Source organism: Bradyrhizobium sp. GCM10028915, from assembly GCF_042666195.1.
Taxonomy (GTDB): domain Bacteria; phylum Pseudomonadota; class Alphaproteobacteria; order Rhizobiales; family Xanthobacteraceae; genus Bradyrhizobium; species Bradyrhizobium canariense_D.
This window is the reverse complement of record NZ_JBHTFN010000020.1, coordinates 1-18,605: the sequence shown is the minus strand read 5'-3', so window position 1 is coordinate 18,605 and position 18,605 is coordinate 1. Positions and strand designations below refer to the sequence as shown.

The following is an 18,605-nucleotide window of genomic DNA, read 5'->3' as shown; positions in this document are numbered from 1 at the left end:
CGGCGCATCGACAATCTCTGGGTAGGCATCAGGCTTCCTCATTGGCTGAATGAGAAACCCGTAGCCCGGTTGAGTTGTCGGCCGAAGCGTCCGGCACCGCCAACCGGTGCTCACGATCGCCTGAAATCGCTGCTCACGATCCTCTGAAATCGTTGCTCACCATGCGGTGAAATCCGTGCTCACGATCCCGCGAAACACGCAATTTACGCTCTCAGTCACACCGGTCATGGCTCAAATTCGGTTACCTGGTCCTGCGGAGAAAAACAGCAAGTCGCGTGCCAGCCGGGGCTCATTGATATTGCGCATTTTCTTGTCGTTTGCGACGCATGTCGCATGTCCGACCAGTCGCTTGAAGCTTCTCAGGCAATCAGTCCGCCGAACGTCTTTGATGCGCCTCCGAAGTCACCCAGCGCAAAGGCTGAGTGTCAATTGGCATTGTCTGGGCTCCAGTATTGCGCATCTGCGAATGTTACCCTGATGGCGCCATTGCCGATGAAGATCCGATGTCGATTGATCGGCCGCCCAGGTAGCTTTCCCGGTAATGGGGCAGCGGTCGTGGCGCCCGCAAGCGGCTTGTCCGTGAGCAACTGCTCGGCCGTCTTCTGTCTGAGCGTCCTCAGCAGGCCCTGCACGATCGAATGCTGTCTCGTCCCGAACTCCTCTGGGTGATTCTCGCTCAGGCGGCGGACGATTGCGAGCGCTGTCAGCTGTGGCTGCTCTGCCAGCCAGCCCTCGATCGCCGCAATATGTGCGTCGAGCTTGGCGGGCATCCGAACCCTGGTTTTATAGGGCCGACGAGTTCGCCGGTGCGCGGCACGTGGCTCGCCGGCCGTCACCTTATTTCCGAGCATCTTCGCGAACGTTTCTGCGTTCATTGGCGTGCTGCTCGTGGCGCTCGTGGAGGTGCGCGGCAGGCCGCCCGCGTGTCCGGCACGACGATCAACCGATTGCCGAGTTCGTCCTGGATCGCGCGAATCTCGAGCAACAACGCGACCGGATCGAGCTCGCGAGATTGATCGCGGAGCCGTTTCTTCACGGCCGCAGCCATCTTGGGGGGTGCCAACGCACGCTCATAGGGCGTCGCTGGGAGGTAATAACGCTGGACCACCATTCGCGGCGGTTCTCCTTCAGCTTGAACACGGCGGGAAGAAGTTGACGTAAAGCCGTGCCACTACACAGAGACGGCGTGACTTCGCGCTTCTGTTCGCGGCACCACGGTACGACGACATCGTTCATGAAGGCGCTGTCGTTGTCGAAGTCCACGCGGGGCAAAGCTAGGGGAACAGGCTCTGTGCGCGGTTGATCGCCTCGACGAGCGTCAGCTGCGGCAGGCACTCCGTCCAGCCGGTGGCGACGTCGACCATCGTCAGGATTTGGATGAACGAGCCGGCCACCGACGTGCCGCCATGCGCGACCATGTCCACCTCGCAGAAGCCGGGCACCGTGCTGTTCCAGTCACTGAACGTGCGGATCGGAACTTCGCGCTCGATTGCCGAATAGAATCCGGCACGGCGCCGCCCTGCCGCCGCGAGCTTCACATCCATAAGCAGGCGGTCAATGGTAGCGGCGCTGATCGCCAGAACACGGTCAGGGTCCGCCTGGCCAAGCTTCAATCGGCCATGTTGCGCGAGAGCGCGGCAGCAAGGTCGGGATCATCACCTTGAGCCTTGCCAGCCGATCCGACACCTCCCACACGGCCGTCATCGCGTCCTTGATCAGTGCGAGATCTACGCTCGCGCTCGCCAGCGCCTCGACCTTCCCCGACCCAACCATTGCGCGCCGCCGAAGTGCACGCACCGCATGTTCGCGATGCCAGCCCGTCTTTGCGCACAGCGCATCGAGAATGCGCTCCTTCTCCGCCCGTTTCGCCGACCGGTAGCGCTCCGTTACGCACCTCCCGCCGCGCGCTCATGCTGATCTTTCCGAACTCTTAAACGAGCAAGGATATCGCCGGGGAGGATCAGCGCGGCGCGGCCGCCACGATGCCCGCCTCACAGCCTTGCTGGTCGCCTAACCTGTCCATCGATACGGCCTGTGCTCGCGCTATCACCGACTACGAGAGCGCGGACTGCTGACAAAATGAGAAGCAGCTGCGCGCGTCAAGATTCACGAAACGACTCTCGCCGGGTGGGCTCAACATGGACTCGTCGTCCAGCATGCCTACAATGCGCCTATTGCCTGTACGAGATTCGCATCGAACCCGCCGCGCAAGCAATGCAGTCGATGGAATCGTCTTGTCGATCGAGCCGCCGCCTTCAAGACGGCAACGGTGCCAAAACCCTCAACTTCGCCCGTGCGAACCCATTGCCTAGTCACCCTGTGAGCCTATGACGACCAGACGCTTAAAATGGTCCGGATACGCAGGCGGCTGTCATCACAATGCCACACGGCATAGAGGGCGGATTCATGCGGTCGTCGCAACGCCGATTGTGTTCACTCATTGCAGCAACTCGTCAAGCGCCTCTGCTGGCGTTTTCCAACCCAAATTTTTTTTCGGTCGAACATTGAGGGCCGCGGCCACGGCGGCGATCTCGTCCGCGCTGTGGACGCTCAGGTCGGGGCCCCTTTCGGAAGGTAATGACGTAGCAGCCCATTGGTGTTCTCGTTGGTGCCACGCTGCCACGGACTTTGCGGATCGCAGAAGTAGACTTGGACACCCACGTCGATCTTGAGAAGATTGTGCTGAGCCATTTCGGCCTCCTGATCCCAGGTCAGCGAACGACCCATCTCTTCGGGCAAGGTCATGATTATGGTGCGCGTAATCGCGTCGCGCACGGCTTCAGCTCCGTGTCCCGCGAGAGCAGGGCCATTCTTCATGCTCGGCGACCGATCTCGCGTTTCGAAAGGCCCTGAACGCGAAGAAGTGCGATCTGCTCACGTTCCGCAAACGAGAGGTACCGCCCGGACCGCGGCTGGGTTGAAGATCTGAACATTGCTGGTGCCATGCCGCCTGCCTGTCAGAACAATCTGGTTCCGACAGGCTGCGACATACCAGCCGCTAATGCAGCATCCTCGCTGGTCATGCCCTGCGCGATCCCCAACCAGAATCGCTGGAGTTCAGATCGCCCCGCTAACGGCGGCCGTCCCGGTGACGCCAACGATGCTCGTCCGGTGTGATCGTCGCTTTCGAATGCCCATCGCAACGTCCTTCGTTCAGGTGTTGCGACGACCGCTTGAATCCGCCATCTTCTAACGCCAGGCCAGCTGCGAACGTGGGCCGAGCTGGTCATCGGCTACCTCAGTCCAGCATCGAAGAGGCCCCACCTGCACCGACAACGCCGCGGAGATAGCACTAACGTCGCCCGGCCGCGATAGAATTTCCGCCGTTCATCGGCCGGCTAAGTTCTCGTTCTTCCAAATCCGCGCCCCGCCCGTGCTCGGCTTTAGCTCATTCCGTCCTGAAACTTACCTCTCCAGGTCCGACTTGGTAGGCCGCGCTCACCGACGTTTCTGCACGGAGCGCATCAACTCACATAACTCAAGTAGGGTTGGTACAACGGAAACGTAGTCGCTTCAGGTATTTTGGCGACTACGGCCAATGCCGTGATCGCGTTATAGTAAACCACGTCTCTGGGCATTCCCTCGGATGACTGCGCCAAGGCAACCAATACGCTCTGCTCGGTGTGCCAATCGATGTTGAAGGAAATCGAAGCCGATAAGCTGCGAACGTGGTGGAGGGTTCCGGGAGGCATATAGAGCATATCGCCAGCATTTACGGTGATCACGACGGGCGTCGCCTCACGGTACTCCGGAAACCGCACATAGTCCGGTAGCTCGGGATCCACATCAAACCACCTCCAATTGCGGCGCCCGCATAACTCAGATTGGTTCGGTGGCAAGATTGTAAACGTCTTCGCGCCGTAGATTTGGAAGAACACGTTATGACTCAGTAGGCTGTCGAAGTGAAGCGGAGTAACCGTACCTGCCGGGCCCATGAAGAACTGCGAGTAGCGCCACCAATGCTCACGATACGAGGGACTAAGAAAATTTACGGGAAATGGCTGACAATCTCCCGCCAAGCTTTCCACCAAACCTAGTAATGGAATGTCGTGGCAGTACGGAATTGGCTCCGCGTTCGAAAACGCTTCCCTCCCGCGCGGTGACTGCTCCATGATAAACTGCACGTATTCTGTGAGCCGCCAAGAAGAGACTTTGATATCGCCCTTCGAAAGCGTTTTGACGGGTACCGTAAGTGAGCCCGCGACGTGATCGAAATATTCGGGAGACCAGCGATTGCAGGCGCTCCAAGCCGCGCAGCCGCCCCGAAAGAGAACTGGTCGCATTGCATCTCGGTAGTTCGTCGCAAAGTCCGAGTCGGATAGCTGAGCCAAGCTAGCAATCGATGACCAGCCAGAGGACTCCACAAGCGGGGATGATGATCGTGGTGATGTTGCTACTGATTTATCAGACATTTTTACGCTCCCTTTGGGTGAATACGTCGAAGAGGTTCGCGATCGGGCCCGCGTGGCGATGTCCCGGCGGCACAATCACTTGAAACAGAGAAGGCGGCCACATGTTCGCCCGTGCGGACAGTCGTGCGCGAACTCGCTCATCGGAGTAGCTTTTCGCCATCAGTAGTTTCCAGTGCCGGATCACCACGACAGGCTTCCGTCTCAGATGTTCTCGACAACATTCAATCGCGGATCGTTGGAGAGGCAGAAGTTCAAAGAAGATCATGCGAGCGTAGCCAGGCAGCTTGCCGATGCCTACCATGCTCTCTGGCACGTGTAACGGAGACGTTGACAGACGCTTCATCATTCAGGAGCAGCAGCGCCGAGGTCGCCTATACTGGAGAGCTGGATTCGGTTGGGAGCTCGCAAGAGCGGCATTCCGATCCGCCTTCCCCATGTGTGATGTGTATCCTGATTGCCGCTCGGCGTGCCACTCCCATATCTGGGAGGTAAGGCGTTTCCATCCGATATTCAATTCCGATCCGAAGGCTTACTCGAGTTTGTCGAATTCGCTAATGGCCTCGGAGCGAACACGGAACTAGTGCTGCTGTTGCTGAACTCGACGTTTGGGGCGGCGTCGTGCTGGCGATCGATCGGCCGCTGTTATCTCTGAAGAACCAAGGCGGGGCAGGAAACGAGGGCTGATATCGCAGCTCCACTGCCGCCAAACAGAATCGCGCGCAAAATCCGCGGCCGCTCGGCGTCCTCTTCCAGACAGCCTGCCGGTCGAACGCATTGTCGAACCCGCGCCATGTGCGTGGGGCAAGTGCGGCAGTGGGCGGCTGCAGAAGGTCGGCGATCTGGTCTCGAAGACGCTGGAATGCGAGCCGCGGTGATCAGCTTTAGCCGCTCCATTCCAGTCGGCCGACGGTCAATTCGCTTGTCCCCAGCGAGCTGCTCGGGTTGCCCAATGATCATCGGGTGCAAAGCGGCAAGATCGACGGGAAGCGAATCGGAGCGCGTCGCCACGACGACGAATCAACCATCCAGCGATGGGCGGCGATGCCAACAATCTTGATCAAGTTGCGTCGGTGGCCCCTAAACGCGGAAAGTGAGCTGGTCCCGGTTGTCTGAATAGAGTTTCCGCGTCGATAGATGGAGCCTCTGCCGGAGTTAGGCTGCCATGCGGAGTAGCAGCGGGGTGAAGTAGGCTTGATCCCGCGTGCTGCCGTCAAGACTCGAATGCGGACGCCTGCTGTTATAAAAGTCGAGCTATCGGCCAATCGAGCTGCGCGCCTCGCCGACGCTGTCGTAGGCGTGCAGATACACCTCCTCGTATTTGACGCTGCCCCACAGCCGCTCAACAAACACGTTGTCCCGCCAGGCGCCCTTGCCATCCATGCTGATGGCGATGCCGTTGCTGGCGAGCAGGCCGGTGAAGGGAACTGCGAGCCGTGGTCCGTGTTGAAGATTTCCGGCCTGCCCTGACGAGCGAGAGCATCCTCCTGCGTCTCGACGCAGAAGGCCGCCTCCATGGTGATCCACAACCCCACGACAGAATCCGACGGGTCGCCCAGTCCAGCACCACGGCGAGATAAACGAAGCCACTCGCCACTGGGATGTAGGTGATGTCCATGGCCCAGACCTGGTTCGGCCGCGTGATCTCGATACCGCGCAGCAGATATGGATAGATCTTGGCTTGGTGGTGCGCGGACGGGGATAGAGCGCCTCTATCCCCATCCGCCGCATCAGCATCTTCACATGCCGGCGACCGATCTTGCACCCCTGCGAAGCCAGCAGGCCTCGCAACATACGCCAACTGGCGAAGGGATACTCAAGGTGCAGCCGATCGAGACGCTGCATGATCTCGGGGTCGGCTGAAGAGACCGGACGCGGCAGATAGTACACGCTGCCGCGGCTGGCCTTCAAAACCTCCGCCTGCTGGTGATCGACAGATCGTGCTCGCGGTCGATCAATCGCTTTGCCCACAGCAATCCCGCCTTGGCGAGCGCGCCTTCAAAAAAATCGTTCTCCAGCGTCAGCTCCCCGATCTTGGCATGCAGCGACTTCACGTCGATGGCAGGCGTGGCCTGCGCGGCGCTGCCAGGTCCAAAAACTCCGGAAGCGCCACCCTCCAGCTGCGCCTTCCACGCCGTAATCTGATTGGGGTGGACGTCGAACTGCTCGGGAAGCTGCGCTATCGTCCGGTCGACCCGCGGCAAGCGCAACCTTCGCCTTGAAGGCCGGTGTGTGGTTCCGGCGTGCTCGTCTGCTCATCGTCGCTCCTGATTCGCAGGCACCAACGTGCCGGCTGTCAGGCAGAAACTCCACTTATCGACCTGTTCAAATTTGCGGAGCCGGCCTAAGATCACCAACATGCGGATCACGCTTCAGGCTCTCCTGAACCAGACGCGCAAGGCCCGGGTATCCGGGATGCCCATCGGCATGGGCGGTCGCAAGCCACACCCGCAAATACAGGGTATGCCAAATCTTCGGCGCTCCAACACGTCGAAGGCGCCGCGCGAGCGCTCCGGGTCAACTCGGGCATCCAGCGGATGCCTCGCCGGTGCCAACATCGATCTGGATCTATCCGTTCCGGGCGGCCGACAAGTGCCATATCCGGCAATCATCTTTCTACCGCCGCGGCCGTGGCAAACTTGCTTTTTCCGGCCGTTTTGATCAACCCTCTGCCTCTTGCCTATACAATCAAATGCTTCCTCATTAACAAATGGCAAGATTGCTCATCAGAGTAGGTAGGTGTTTCGCTTGTCGCTAATGCCGCATACTAGTTACCATCTCGCTTGATCGCAACGAACAGCTCATAATGACAGGACACGTGCAGCAATGAAAACTTTGGCGAATCCGTTGCGCGCGTCGCGCTGCCTTCAACTGTATGACGACGCCGCCCTCCAAAAAGGCGTTAAGATTTCGATCGGATACGACTTTGAAGAATACGTCTCGATTACGCGGTGCACTCCAACAAAGGAGCCGACGTTTCCAACATTCCGGCCAGATCTCTCGCCAATCAAGTCAGGCGAGGGATACTGGATCAAAGGCGTTGACAAGAACAATGACACGGCTTTCTTGGCGGCTGCTCGATTATATAACCTTTCAGGCAGCAACTTTGCAGAACATGTAGAGTCCCTAAAAGCGTTTTACGGAGACCCTAGCATACATGCCGATCCTCATGACCGTTGCGTGTGCAAAGCACCAAGCGCAAAGAAGATAACCGGGAAGGTCGCTTATCACGGCGATCTTTGGGTACGCGGAGATTTTAGAGGAAAGGGCTTGTCCAAGATTGTATTGGGAACACAACGGACCTTGTCTTTTCAAATGTGGGCTCCTGACTTCTTATGCGCGTTTGTCGCGGGCTGGCTACTTGAGAAGGGAGTCTGCCGAATGCCGCATTATGAACCAGGAGGTTCCATATTGCGTCTGGTCCAACACGACATTCTAGACGACGAGTGGCTTGCTTGGCGAACTGGTGATGAGTTGAGGAGTTTGGTTGACGAGGATGAGAGAAGCGACGCTGTGACCCTCTGACTCGGCCAGCGTGATCACGTCAGTGTAAGCCCGGAGCATTTGGCCTTGATGAGTATCGATGCTATCCAGGCTTGCCGCACTGGTCCTCATGCCAGGCACGATCGCCAGATCACGGATCGACGTCGGCATTGCTTTGCGCCGGTGCATCGACTCGAACTGGTCGGGCGCGGTCGTAAGGACGTCGCTGATCTCGTTGTGGTGCCGCGCGACGGCGGAGATCGCCTCGAACTCGGCCGCCGTCCTTGAATCCATCGGCATCGATGGCGAGCAATCCAGTCGAGCGGGGTCATCGAGACCGGTCCGGCCACGATCGCGGCGATGTAGCCGTCGAGCATGAGGATGCTCGCGGCTTGCAGGATCCGAGCGACGCGGGCCTGTAGCCACCGCTGGAGCTGCGCAAAGGGGATTATCGCGGCCGCCCCATGGATGACGAGCCTTCAAGGGGACGCGGCCTCATCGGCACGAAATCTGGAGATGTGCGAGCGTATTTTGTTGGCACAGACAAGGGCATTGGAGCGGCCGCGCCGCCGGCCCAAGCCTGCACTGCAGGGCATCGAGATCGGTATGAGTGGAGCGCGCATCCGGGTCGAACCCCGAGTGAAGCTGGCGACGCTTGTCGGCTCCGGGGCATCTGGTGATTGCAGTACGGTCTGGCTCAAGGTGGTGCTGCCAGCACAGCCGATCGACTTTTGCATGTGCCCTTCAATCTTCCGGCGATGTCCTCGGTGTTACTTGCGCTCTATGCGGTGCTCGGCCTTGAGATGGCCGAAGGCAGGCGCGATGACGGACCTGGGGCCATGGTGCGCTTGATCCCTTGAGCGACGGCGTGACCCCTCACTCCTTGCCCCGAGGTGAAGACTCTGAACGTGGAGTCCGGCGGCGCGTTGTGGCCGGGTATCCCTTCTCGAGGAGGAGTCCCTCGATGATGTTGGCGGCAAGCTTTGCAAGGCTGGGATGACGGTTTGCAGCGTGTGGCCGTCATTCGGATTGCCGTGCAGCGCCTTCACATAGGTGACGAACCGTCCTGGCATGGCTGAGAACCTCCGCTCATCCACTCTGACGAGCATAGAATCACGACCGCCATTCGACGGAATCCCTCCTTCGATTTGCGAGGAAATCGGCGCCGCCATCGCGATTGCCGGCAAAATTAATCGCCGGCATTCCTCATTAGCCCGCAACTTGGCTGTTCGCGTTACTTCACGGGCGATTGATGACTAAGTGGAAGAGCGCAGCTGCTGTCCGGTTCCCGACAGTGCCGAAGCTTCGTCCAGTTCAACACACGAATCGCCCAGGCTAGGATCAGAATTTTCCCAGCTAGTCAGAGCCTTGGCACCGTCTTCAAGCTTGGCACGGCTGTTGCTCATAGAGAGATGGCACCGAGCGAGAGTGCTACGACAGAACGGCAAACGCCTTATGTTCATGACTAAAGTCTTCCTGACGAAGACGGCTCATATGACGCCATTTAGTCCGAGGTCATCGTATCGCTACCTAGGAGACCATTCTAGCACCAGGGTCCGTGCTTCGCGAGCGCGAACTAGTTGCAGAGCCTGTGCACAAGGAATGCAAGCTGCAGGGAGCCTGCGGGCCCGAGTTCGCGAACGACGTCGAGGAAATCTGCTCAATTCGAATTGCGTCCGATGCAGACATCACGAATTATCATCCCCGGAGTACGTCATGCCTGAGGCCTATATCTATGATCACGTTCGTACCCCGCGTGGCCGCGGCAGGTCCGACGGCGCGCTACACGACGAAATGACAGCGCTGCGGCTTGCGACTATACCGCTTCAGGCGCTCAAGGATCGAAACACCTGTGCACTGACTCCGTTGATGACGTTATCCTTGGTGTGGCCGATCCGGTTGGCGAGGCAGGCTCGGATATCGCGCGTTTTGCGCCACTGAAGGCGGGGCTTGGTGAAGCCGTGCCGGGTGTGCAGATCAGCCGGTTCTGCGCCTCGGGCCTGGATGCCGTGAACTTCGCCGCCGCGCAGATCATGAGCGGCCAAAACGAACTCGTGATTGGGGGTGGCGCCGAATCCATGAGCCGCGTGGGCATCGGCACCTCGGGTGGCGCTTGGCCCGTTGATCCCTCCATTGCCGTCCCTGCTTTTTTCATGCCGCAGGGGCTTTCGGTCGACCCGATCGCCTTCCCGGAATGACGTCGATGCATATGCGGTGCGAAGCCAAAAGCGTGCCGCACGAGCATGGGAGAATGGTCGCTTTGGTAACTCTGTGGTGCCCGTAAAAGATATCAACCGTCTCACTATCCTTGCCAAGGATGAGCATATGCGCCCGAACACGACAATGCAGTCATTGGCGCAGCTTAAACCTTCCTTCGCGGAAATGGGCGAAGTCGCGGGTTTTGACGCTGTCGCCCTGCAGTCGCATCCTGAAATCGAGCGGGTCAAGTATGTACATCATGCTGGCATCGGGGATCGTTGACGGGGCCGGCGCCGTGCTGCTAGGGAATAAGCAAGCTTTCAATCGCGCGAAACACGAGCGACGAGCGGCGGCTTTCGTCGAAGAACACCTGGAGTGCCCGCTTTTGTTCGTCATCTGCGCATATCTTTGGCTCAAACGCGGTCAATCAAAGTCATAAAAAGCTAATGATCGAGCTGGTCGAGAAGCTGGACCGCTTCGGCCGCAAGAACGGCAAAGGTTTTTACGAATATCCAGAGAAGCGCGGGTCGCGGAAACGATTGTGGCCGGGGCTTAGCTCTCTCCAGCCGAAGCATCTGGATCCCCATACCGTTGATGCTGAGGAGCTGAAGCTGGTGCAAGCCGTCGAAGCGGCGCGGACTGTTGCGGATCATGTCGTTACGGATCCCCGCGAGGCCGATGTCGGTTCAATCTTAGGATTCGGTTTCCCGCCCTTCAGTGGTGGCGTGTTGTCTTATATCGAGTTCATGGGTATTAAGAAGCTTGTCGGGGTCTGCGGCCGGCTGGAAGCGAAGTTCGGCGATCGCTTCTCGCCGCCTAAGCTCTTGCAAGACATGGCCGATAACAATGAGACCTTCTACGACCAGTTCAGCAAGACTCCCGCCTGTAGCTGGGCCACCTAAACGTCGAGCGATTTATCGGGACAGAGCCTCTTCTTCGAGACGCTGAGCTTACTGCCGGCGTTCGGTCTCGATAATGCGCCGGCAGATCGACGTTGGGTCGGCATGAAAACGCTCCGCCTGCTGACCACACTTCTCGAACAGCACTGTCTTGGCCCAGCCCAGCCGCGGGCAATCACATGGAACGGCGCCGGGGCCTGGCTGATCTTCTCGCAATCACGGCAAGTAAACTTCCCGCGGACGTGCTGGATCACCTTCCATGATTTCGGGACCACCTCCAGCGTCTCAGTCATGTCCTCACCGAGCCTGGATAGCCGCGCGCCGCCACAGCAGGCGCACGCCACACGTCCCGGCACGATCACCCGCTCGCGAGGCAGATGCTCCGGGCAGGGCTGGCGCGACGGTCGCTTGCGCGTGAACGACGCCACCTTCGTGGTTTTGGTCGCGGCCCTTTCGGCCGCGAGCGCGTCCTCCGTCGCCGAACTCTCCAACGTAAGCCTCCGAGGGGAGACGCCTTGCGGCGGGCTGGCCTGATGGTTGAGAACTGTACCTATGGACAACTTGTTCACCCGGCGCATTCGGCGGCGGGCGCGACGTGATGAGCGTCTTTGACGCCTCAAAGGCAGACCCGCTGTTCCGCAGGGAGGGACGTTTTCTGCAAATCCTTTATCGATGTGCGCTGGTCTGGCTTAGATGAAAGCCCTTGATCACGCGGCTTTCGCCCACCTCGAGACCCTCGGCGACAGGCTTCGTAACCAATTGCGAAATGCGATCGCTCGTCGCGGAGTGCCCTTCACCGTAACGGGAGCTGCGTCTCTCTTCAGGATGCATCCCAAGCCTGTGCTTCCGAAGGAAGAAGCCCTGCCGACGCCGGAGGCGGGTCGCGTGCTGCTGGAACTCGCGCGGACATTTGCTGAGCAGGGGATCAATATCTCAAACAATGCGTCGGGTTGCCTTTCCACGCCGATGACCAATGCGGATATTGATCTCATCTCGTCAGCCTTTGAGCATTTCCTGAGTTCTGGCGATGAACTCTTCGAAATGCTCAGAGCTTGACGCAACCGAGTTGACTGTAGTGCGATGGTACGTGCGCCTCGCCGGCGTCGGCAGCAACGCGCTACTCCGTCATAGCCTGAGTGAATCTTTTCGCGATTTTCAGACCTCCGCCATGATCTTGCCAAAGGTGACGATGTCTGCGGCAAGGCCGTACCGCGCAGCTGGACCCTTCGTAGCCCAACCGAAAATTCAGGACCTCATCGGCGATGATCAGAATTCCATGCTTGCGAGCCGCCCGTTGAATCGCGCCCAGGAACTCTGGTGTGGGCGTGATATAACCAGCCCGGCCAGGCATCATATCGATGAGGATAGCCCCAGCTTGGACGCGTTCGCCTCGATCAATTGCTCGGCCAAGCTCGGTTGATTGAAGCGCAGCGGAATGACCTCGTCCAGCACTGAGACCGGCGCGCCACGATAGGATGAAATCGGTGCAGGCGTCTCGGGCCGGCCCCAATTCTGGGGACCACTCGCCAGACTGATCTCCGCCCAGTCATAGGACCCATGATTAGGCGCCTTCGATCTTGGCGATGGCGGCACGACCCGAAAACGCTCGGGCAGCCTTGATCGCGAACATCACAGCTTCCGTACCGGTGTTGACGACGCGAAGTGCCTCCACGCCCGGCACACGACCACATATCAACTCAGCCAAATCGCTGAGCGTCGGGTTTGCGAAACAAGTGCCTGAGCGCAACTGGCGCGTGACAGCAGCAATCACAGGCTCAAAATTGTGCCCGTGGATCAGGGTAGTAAAGTTGCCGTTCAGGTCGAGGAATCTCCGCCCGTCGACATCGAACACATAAGCTCCTTCGCCGCGGTCCACATACCGTGGGATGGGATCCCGATCAATCGGGACGCGTGTTGTACGATCAGGGAAGCTGTGCGCGTGCGAATGCCTCCCGTGAACGGATACCCACTGAGTTGTGGCCTTCAGAAGCCGTGCTTTGCGTCATGATTTATCCTGGGTTCAAGTCGGCTGTGTGTACCGCTGGGCTTGGTTTGGTGTACGGCAGCCGGCGTATCCGCCCATAGGTGCGCTTGTTCGAACGCCTCAGTCTGCAGCACGCCAGATCTTATGGTCGCCCGGAAGCGCATGTAGTCAATCGACGAACAATCCTTTGGGTACGGATCAGCTCGGCCAGATAAATTCTGGCGTAACGTCGATGCTCTGAGGGTCCATGCAAGCGCTCCTTGTCAACAGGTCATGTCCGAGTTGTCGCTGAGTGAAATCGTGGGATTGTCAGGAAGTGTCATTATTTAGTGTAACTGCAATTCGACGTGGAATGCTGCAACCAAACGGGTCTGGACGCTCGAGTTCTGCGAGCGAACCGCGTTTATTCAGGATTTTAGTTGAGAGGATCACTCGCTCCGGCCAGGCTCTAACCGATTGGGGGCTTGGGTGCTGAAGGTCTAATCGCGATAAAGCTGCGAAACAGCTGCGACATTGTGCCTTGCGTATTGGAGAGTTCTGGCTAGCACTATCGTGATGCGAGACGATCATGATCATCGCTTCGCTCTCAACTCGATCAAACAATTCGCGGGGCTCGTCCCTAACTTGGGATCCAGTCAGGAGCAGTGCGATCTCGACGTAGGCGCTCATGCGATGCAGTCAGATGAATCCATTTAGAACAAGCTAACACGAGGCAGATCGCCGACGGGTTTAAACATCCGAGGCGCGCCAGCCCTGAGTGCCTGGCTCGGGATGGACTGGCCTGCAAAAACTCGCGCAAGAATTCAGGAAGCCAGGGGGCACTTCAGCCTTCAGCGGGCCAAAGATCAAAGGCCTCCGGCGGGCATGCCGGAGGCCTTCTTGGAGGTTAAGCTAGTTCAGTAGAGCCACTTCTCCTTTTGCTAGTGCGACAGAAGACTTAAAAGTTGCGCTGTGCGCGGAGCATCACCTGGAGGCTGCTCTGGTCCTTCAGCTCGTAGGTAGCCGCCGGCTTGGCGATGCCAGCCTGCACCGGCAAGGTGACCGTGCTTCCGCTCGCATACTTCTGGTCAAGCATCGTGTAAGCGAGCTCGGTCGAGAAGGTCAGGTTCTTGACCGGACTCCAGCGCGTCGCCACGCCAACAACCGAGTAGTTGAAGTTTGGATTGCAACCAGCAAGGCCGCTTGACAGCGCAAGCGTCGCAACGAACGCGCCGCAGATAGACCCCTTGGCGGTGTCGTTGTAGCGCACGGCACCCCAGCCGCCGAAAATGGCACTGTTCCAGTATGGGTTCCAGTTGTGAGTGTACGCACCATTGAAACCGTACGTGGTCGTCAATTGTTGGCCCGCGCCGGCGACGAACACAGAGTCAGAGACACCGGCGAGACCGACGCTCTGGTAAGCTCCTCCCAATCCCGTGCCGCCGTAGATTGCATAAGTGAACGGCGTATACGACTGGAAGTTGTAGATGCTCGCACCGTTCGTGTAGACACCCTGGACGTTGATCGTGTCGCCGGCACCGGTCGGAATGTTCTTGATTGACAATGCGAGCTGACCGGCCCAGCCCCACTTGTCGCCTGGATGCCCAGTCGTTTCGTCGACACCATAATAACCAGCGTGATTGTCGTGCGCGGCGACCGATGCCTGGAAAAGACCCCAAGCCTGGTCGACCCGCAGCATGGCTATGAGATCGGGAGCGCGGGAGCCACCGATGTCTCCTGCACCATACGTACCAGTGGCAAGACCCGCAGCCGTCGCACCGCTGACGTTCCAGATGTTAGTCGTACGGCTAACCTGATCCTCAGCCGAGAATGAAGCCGTGATGCCCTGGCCGAAGTCAGCGGTATACGCGAATTGGTTGACGGCCTCCCACCCGCCGCCGCCGGGCATGCCGTCGAAAGAGTTACCGGGATAGTTCGTCCACGGCGACGAGAACTGCGACTGCGCTCTGCCGAAGGTGAAACCGGCAAACTGCATGAAGGCGTAGTACACAGAAAGTGAACCACCAGAAACCATCCCGCTGCCACTGCCGGCTGGATTGCTTCCAGTGTAGGCAGTAGCGCCGTTGATCGCGGTGGTCCCGGCACCGCCATATCCGCCCGCGGTCCAGGTGAAGGCCAACTCTGCGTATGTGCGAAGGACGCCATACTCAGTCGCCGTACGGGTATCCGTACTGAAGTCAAAACGAGATTGCGCCGTGTAATAGTTGCTGAGGCGGTTGTGTGCGCCACCGAGGCCGCTGGCAGCAGCGCCCCAGACGCTATTCGTGCCCAACTGGGTCGAAGCGCGCACATAGCCGCCGAGCTTGATGCAAGTGTCGGTGCCGGGAATGTAGTAGAAACCGGCACCATACAGCGAGCAGATCTTCACGTATTCGATCGCCTTCGCCTTTACAGGAAGATCGGCGGCCTGCGCCCCCGCGCCGGCAAACATTGCCGCTGAACCCAGCACAAGACTCTTCATCAAATTCATCGTTGAACCTCCAAGTTGGAAACGTCGTTTCCGTCCTTCAAAGATCCGCTGCTGCTAGCCTCACCTACTGGGCGGGTGCTTGACGGACGACGTCGAGGCGCCCCCTCTCCGTCGATCAGAGGTCTAATTCGTTGCATCAATTATGGCAATTAATTAATTGTAGCAAGTCTTGTTTGGCGGTCTGCCGTTGTAATTTAGCAACGATCGTATTTACATGAGGACGAAAACTACCTTCTGAAGAAAAAGAGCCTCCTGGGGGGCATCCCGGAGGCTCTTCTTGGAGGTCTCACATGAACCGCTGAATGCTCCTTCACGTGATCCGCACCAGCATTATCCTAATTAATTGTCCAGATCAATCAATTTTCGGCATAGCGCCCATGTGCCCTCGGGGTCTTTCGTGAGTGAGTGAACCCAGTTACCTGTCAGGGCGGAGTCAGGCAGCGGCCTATCCGGGATAACTGGGGTTTGGGCGGAACAACCAACATGGCTGAAAAACCAACAATCGACAGGGCCGTTAGGGACTTCATCTGGAACGTGGTCGAGATCCATTCCCAAATTGAGGACATACATAAGAGCTGGGCGGAGCTATTAGGCTTAACCGAGCCACAGTGGTTGATCCTCATGGCCATCGACGAAATCGACCAAGGTCGGGGAGTCTCGGGGATAGCGGTTGCCAGCAAACTCCGAATTCATCCTGCGTTCGTTACGAACCAAACGAAAAAGCTAGAAGCAATGGAGTTTCTGGCACGCGAGCCTTCGCCAGATGATGCGCGGTTCGTTCAAATGTCCCTGACTGAGAAGGCTCGTGCGGAGATCTTGAAGTTGTCGACCAAGAGGGAAGCTCTGAACTCCGCGTTATTGGAGGGGCTGGACGAGGCGTCACTAGACTACCTCAACAAGCGGCTAACCTCGATCGCGAAGAATAGCCGATTGGCCTCGCAAAAGCTGAGTATCGGCCTATTGTAGGCCCGAATGGATGAGCGCCGCCTCAGCCTGACCGTTTACATCGTTTCACCTCCTAGCCAACATGGAAAGCTCCACTGCAGTCAACGTCAGAGGCGGACATCGAGCACTTGAGTCCAGCTGGTGGGACAACATTCGCCACCATTGCTGTGCCGACTTTCTTGCCGCATCGCTTTGGTGAGGGGGCCTGCTACAACATCGGAAGAAAGACCCGGCGCGGCTGGAGGCGCTCTAGCCGACGACTTGTTGTTGAGTTGAATGTCGTGCGAGTCTCTGCTCCAGCCACCTGAAGATGCAGTCGTCTGAGGAAACGAAGTTGTCAATCTCCTCGCCCTGGCCTCCTCGAATGAGTTGTGGCATGACCACGTCCACATTGATGCGCGCCGTCATGCAATCAGCCTGTAGTTTGATGGCCTCGGACACGCTGACGACACCTCGCCCACCGGCTACGACGAGTATTGGACAATTCAACCGTCGAGCTAATCGTGAGCGACACGCCGAAAGAATGTCCTTATCTGCGCCGTCTGCGGTGGGCGTCATCCAGCGAACGGATCTTAGAGACCGCGTCCAATTCCAGATACCACCATCACAAACCGCCGCAGCTATGCGGCCATCGTATGCGGCAAAATCAGTAGCTAAAACAGCCGATAATCCGTCTCCATAAATCGCGATCCGACTGCTATCAACGTCAGGCCGAACCGACAAATGATCCAAACAATGAGACAAGATGAGTTCGGATTCTCCGCGTGCGTAATTTGCGACGTCTCCGTGGGAGACAACCAGGACCGACATGCCCCGGCCAATCACCACAGGCAAGAGCCTTCCGAGCAGCGTCGCTCCTTTTTCTTCTTCGCTGCTGACGCAAATAATTGCTGGCGCGCGCAAATTAGAAGTAGCAGCAGGCAAATAGCAGGTTAGAATCTCGCCCAGATCGCCGCACGCAATCCGTACGCACTCAACCTCATGACCGAAGGACAATCCGATCCTCTGAAGACCAGCTTCGACCTTAGCTGAAACGTCTGCGCTTCGAGGATCGTCGCCAGCAACTAGCCTCTTGGCGACCTCGAAGGCGGTCAGCGCGCATAGCCAAGCCTCCGTGGCCTCATCGAACTCTTTTTTGTTTAGGTTGAGGTCAGCAATACGGCAATAAGCATCTCCTGTCCCGGTCCATGTTGCGACCCAGTTCTGCCGAACCATTTGGGCGCAGTCCTCCGCTGGTGGTAGACTGTCTAGGAACGCCGAAGCGCTCTGCCGTGCGGACGCAAGATCGCCTCTCACATATGGCCAAGCACCAAACGCCATTGATTTGCCCCCTCGGTGAAATTCCTACCCCTTCGCACAGCATGCGCCCGTCATCCAGCTACTCCTGTGGAGATCGACTCATTTTAGAGAATTGCTTCTCCGAGCAGCATTATCGTCACCTCCTGCTAACGAACCTTACCAAGAGGTAAGCGTCGAAATCTCCCAATGGAGAGCAGTACGACTTCGAAAATGTGTGTCAGAAGGCGAATGTACGAGTTTTTTATGCGCATCAAGCCGCGGCGCTCGGGAGAGGCACGAATGGCGATGAGAGCGCATCGCTGGTAGCCCGAAATCCCGATGCCACGGGTGTACAAAAGCGGCATTTGGTGAACGGTACGCATGCGACGAGGCCGCCTGATTGACGCATGCGCGGAGGGCCGGGTCGGCTATGATGGCGCTGCGTGAAGGTTAGGCAGCTTGCTGATTGTTGGGTTCGTTGGCTTGGCGCGGGAGCTTCCATGCCCAGGGCAGCAGTTCGTGCAGACGCGAAGCGGGCAGATCAGCAATCTGAGCGAGGACGTCGGAGAGCCAGGCTTTGGGATCGACATCGTTAAGACGACAGGTAGTGATCATCGTCAGCATGATGGCGACGCGGGAGGTAGATCCTGCCATCGTCGAGGAGGCGGGCAAAGTCGGCCCAGCGCCTTCAGGACCTCGGAGGAGCGTGAGAGGGTTTCTCGCTCGCGCAGCAGCCAGATGTGCATCTCGTCGAGCAGCGGCTTGCTTCTCTCCTGGCGCACGGCGCGCCGCTCGTCGGCGCCGCCGCCGTTGATGGTGCGCTCGATCTCCAACTGTCTCGCGGCGATCAGGATGGAAGAGCGCGTCAATGAAGGTGAGAGAGTTTCGCCGGGCTCGTGACGAAGGGAGGGCGTAGCCCGACCGGAGTTACGAGCCCG

General features: G+C 58.4%; 12 protein-coding genes and 6 pseudogenes. 5 read left to right on the top strand and 13 right to left on the bottom strand.

The annotated features are described in order from the left end of the window. Positions 1–425: 425 nt before the first annotated feature. From ACFQX9_RS11925 to ACFQX9_RS11890, 8 genes and pseudogenes are all read right to left on the bottom strand, one after another. On the bottom strand, positions 426–875 hold the full coding sequence (locus ACFQX9_RS11925; protein WP_377788646.1) for a hypothetical protein: 450 nt from the start codon (positions 873–875) through the stop codon (positions 426–428). Continuing rightward, on the bottom strand, positions 872–1,111 hold the full coding sequence (locus ACFQX9_RS11920; RefSeq protein ID WP_377788645.1) for a hypothetical protein: 240 nt from the start codon (positions 1,109–1,111) through the stop codon (positions 872–874). Before ACFQX9_RS11920 ends, ACFQX9_RS11925 begins: the two co-directional genes overlap by 4 nt. A 163-nt stretch (positions 1,112–1,274) precedes the next feature. Further along, the gene (locus ACFQX9_RS11915; RefSeq protein ID WP_377788643.1) at positions 1,275–1,613 is read right to left on the bottom strand and encodes a hypothetical protein; all 339 of its coding nucleotides are present in this window, start codon (positions 1,611–1,613) and stop codon (positions 1,275–1,277) included. An 824-nt stretch (positions 1,614–2,437) separates the two neighbouring features. After that, positions 2,438–2,823, bottom strand: a pseudogene (locus ACFQX9_RS11910) (IS30 family transposase); the annotation flags it as partial. Beyond that, positions 2,814–2,933 (bottom strand): helix-turn-helix domain-containing protein, encoded by a 120-nt coding sequence (locus ACFQX9_RS11905; protein ID WP_377788649.1) that lies wholly within the window; start codon positions 2,931–2,933, stop codon positions 2,814–2,816. The gene ACFQX9_RS11905 and the pseudogene ACFQX9_RS11910, both read right to left, overlap by 10 nt. A gap of 531 nt (positions 2,934–3,464) precedes the next feature. After that, complete coding sequence (locus tag ACFQX9_RS11900) at positions 3,465–4,364, bottom strand: cupin-like domain-containing protein (RefSeq protein WP_377788648.1); 900 nt, start codon at positions 4,362–4,364, stop codon at positions 3,465–3,467. Positions 4,365–5,564: 1,200 nt separating this feature from the next. After that, positions 5,565–6,668: pseudogene (locus tag ACFQX9_RS11895) on the bottom strand (IS3 family transposase). 1,176 nt (positions 6,669–7,844) lie between these two features. Next, positions 7,845–8,192, bottom strand: a complete 348-nt coding sequence (locus ACFQX9_RS11890; RefSeq protein WP_377788641.1) for a hypothetical protein — start codon at positions 8,190–8,192, stop codon at positions 7,845–7,847. 1,416 nt (positions 8,193–9,608) lie between these two features. Between ACFQX9_RS11890 and ACFQX9_RS11885 the strand changes: the two are divergent. Together ACFQX9_RS11885 and ACFQX9_RS11880 are read left to right on the top strand one after the other, a co-directional pair. Then, positions 9,609–10,440, top strand: a pseudogene (locus ACFQX9_RS11885) (acetyl-CoA C-acyltransferase); the annotation flags it as partial. A gap of 61 nt (positions 10,441–10,501) precedes the next feature. Then, positions 10,502–10,993: pseudogene (locus ACFQX9_RS11880) on the top strand (3-hydroxyacyl-CoA dehydrogenase); the annotation flags it as partial. A gap of 105 nt (positions 10,994–11,098) precedes the next feature. Here ACFQX9_RS11880 and ACFQX9_RS11875 read toward each other — a convergent pair. Then, positions 11,099–11,481, bottom strand: a pseudogene (locus tag ACFQX9_RS11875) (IS66 family transposase zinc-finger binding domain-containing protein); the annotation flags it as partial. A gap of 202 nt (positions 11,482–11,683) precedes the next feature. On the opposite strand from ACFQX9_RS11875, the gene ACFQX9_RS11870 reads away from it, so the two are divergent. Together ACFQX9_RS11870 and ACFQX9_RS11865 are read left to right on the top strand one after the other, a co-directional pair. Beyond that, positions 11,684–12,046 carry a hypothetical protein gene (locus ACFQX9_RS11870; RefSeq protein ID WP_377788639.1) on the top strand — a complete coding sequence of 121 codons (363 nt, stop codon included), beginning with the start codon at positions 11,684–11,686 and terminating at the stop codon, positions 12,044–12,046. A gap of 31 nt (positions 12,047–12,077) precedes the next feature. Then, entirely contained in the window at positions 12,078–12,410 is a 333-nt protein-coding gene (locus ACFQX9_RS11865; RefSeq protein WP_377788637.1) for a hypothetical protein, read from the top strand. 141 nt (positions 12,411–12,551) lie between these two features. On the opposite strand, the gene ACFQX9_RS11860 is transcribed toward ACFQX9_RS11865, so the two are convergent. Together ACFQX9_RS11860 and ACFQX9_RS11855 are read right to left on the bottom strand one after the other, a co-directional pair. After that, positions 12,552–12,842: an aminotransferase class III-fold pyridoxal phosphate-dependent enzyme gene (locus tag ACFQX9_RS11860; protein WP_377788635.1), complete on the bottom strand. Its 291-nt coding sequence runs from the start codon at positions 12,840–12,842 to the stop codon at positions 12,552–12,554. Between the two features lie 1,069 nt (positions 12,843–13,911). Next, the gene (locus ACFQX9_RS11855; RefSeq protein ID WP_377788633.1) at positions 13,912–15,444 is read right to left on the bottom strand and encodes a porin; all 1,533 of its coding nucleotides are present in this window, start codon (positions 15,442–15,444) and stop codon (positions 13,912–13,914) included. Positions 15,445–15,927: 483 nt separating this feature from the next. Between ACFQX9_RS11855 and ACFQX9_RS11850 the strand changes: the two genes are divergently transcribed. Continuing rightward, positions 15,928–16,410 carry a MarR family winged helix-turn-helix transcriptional regulator gene (locus ACFQX9_RS11850; protein WP_377788631.1) on the top strand — a complete coding sequence of 161 codons (483 nt, stop codon included), beginning with the start codon at positions 15,928–15,930 and terminating at the stop codon, positions 16,408–16,410. A 228-nt stretch (positions 16,411–16,638) separates the two neighbouring features. Here ACFQX9_RS11850 and ACFQX9_RS11845 read toward each other — a convergent pair whose 3' ends face one another. Together ACFQX9_RS11845 and ACFQX9_RS11840 are read right to left on the bottom strand one after the other, a co-directional pair. Continuing rightward, the gene (locus ACFQX9_RS11845; RefSeq protein WP_377788629.1) at positions 16,639–17,604 is read right to left on the bottom strand and encodes an alpha/beta hydrolase family protein; all 966 of its coding nucleotides are present in this window, start codon (positions 17,602–17,604) and stop codon (positions 16,639–16,641) included. 513 nt (positions 17,605–18,117) lie between these two features. Continuing rightward, positions 18,118–18,605, bottom strand: a pseudogene (locus ACFQX9_RS11840) (transposase domain-containing protein); the annotation flags it as partial.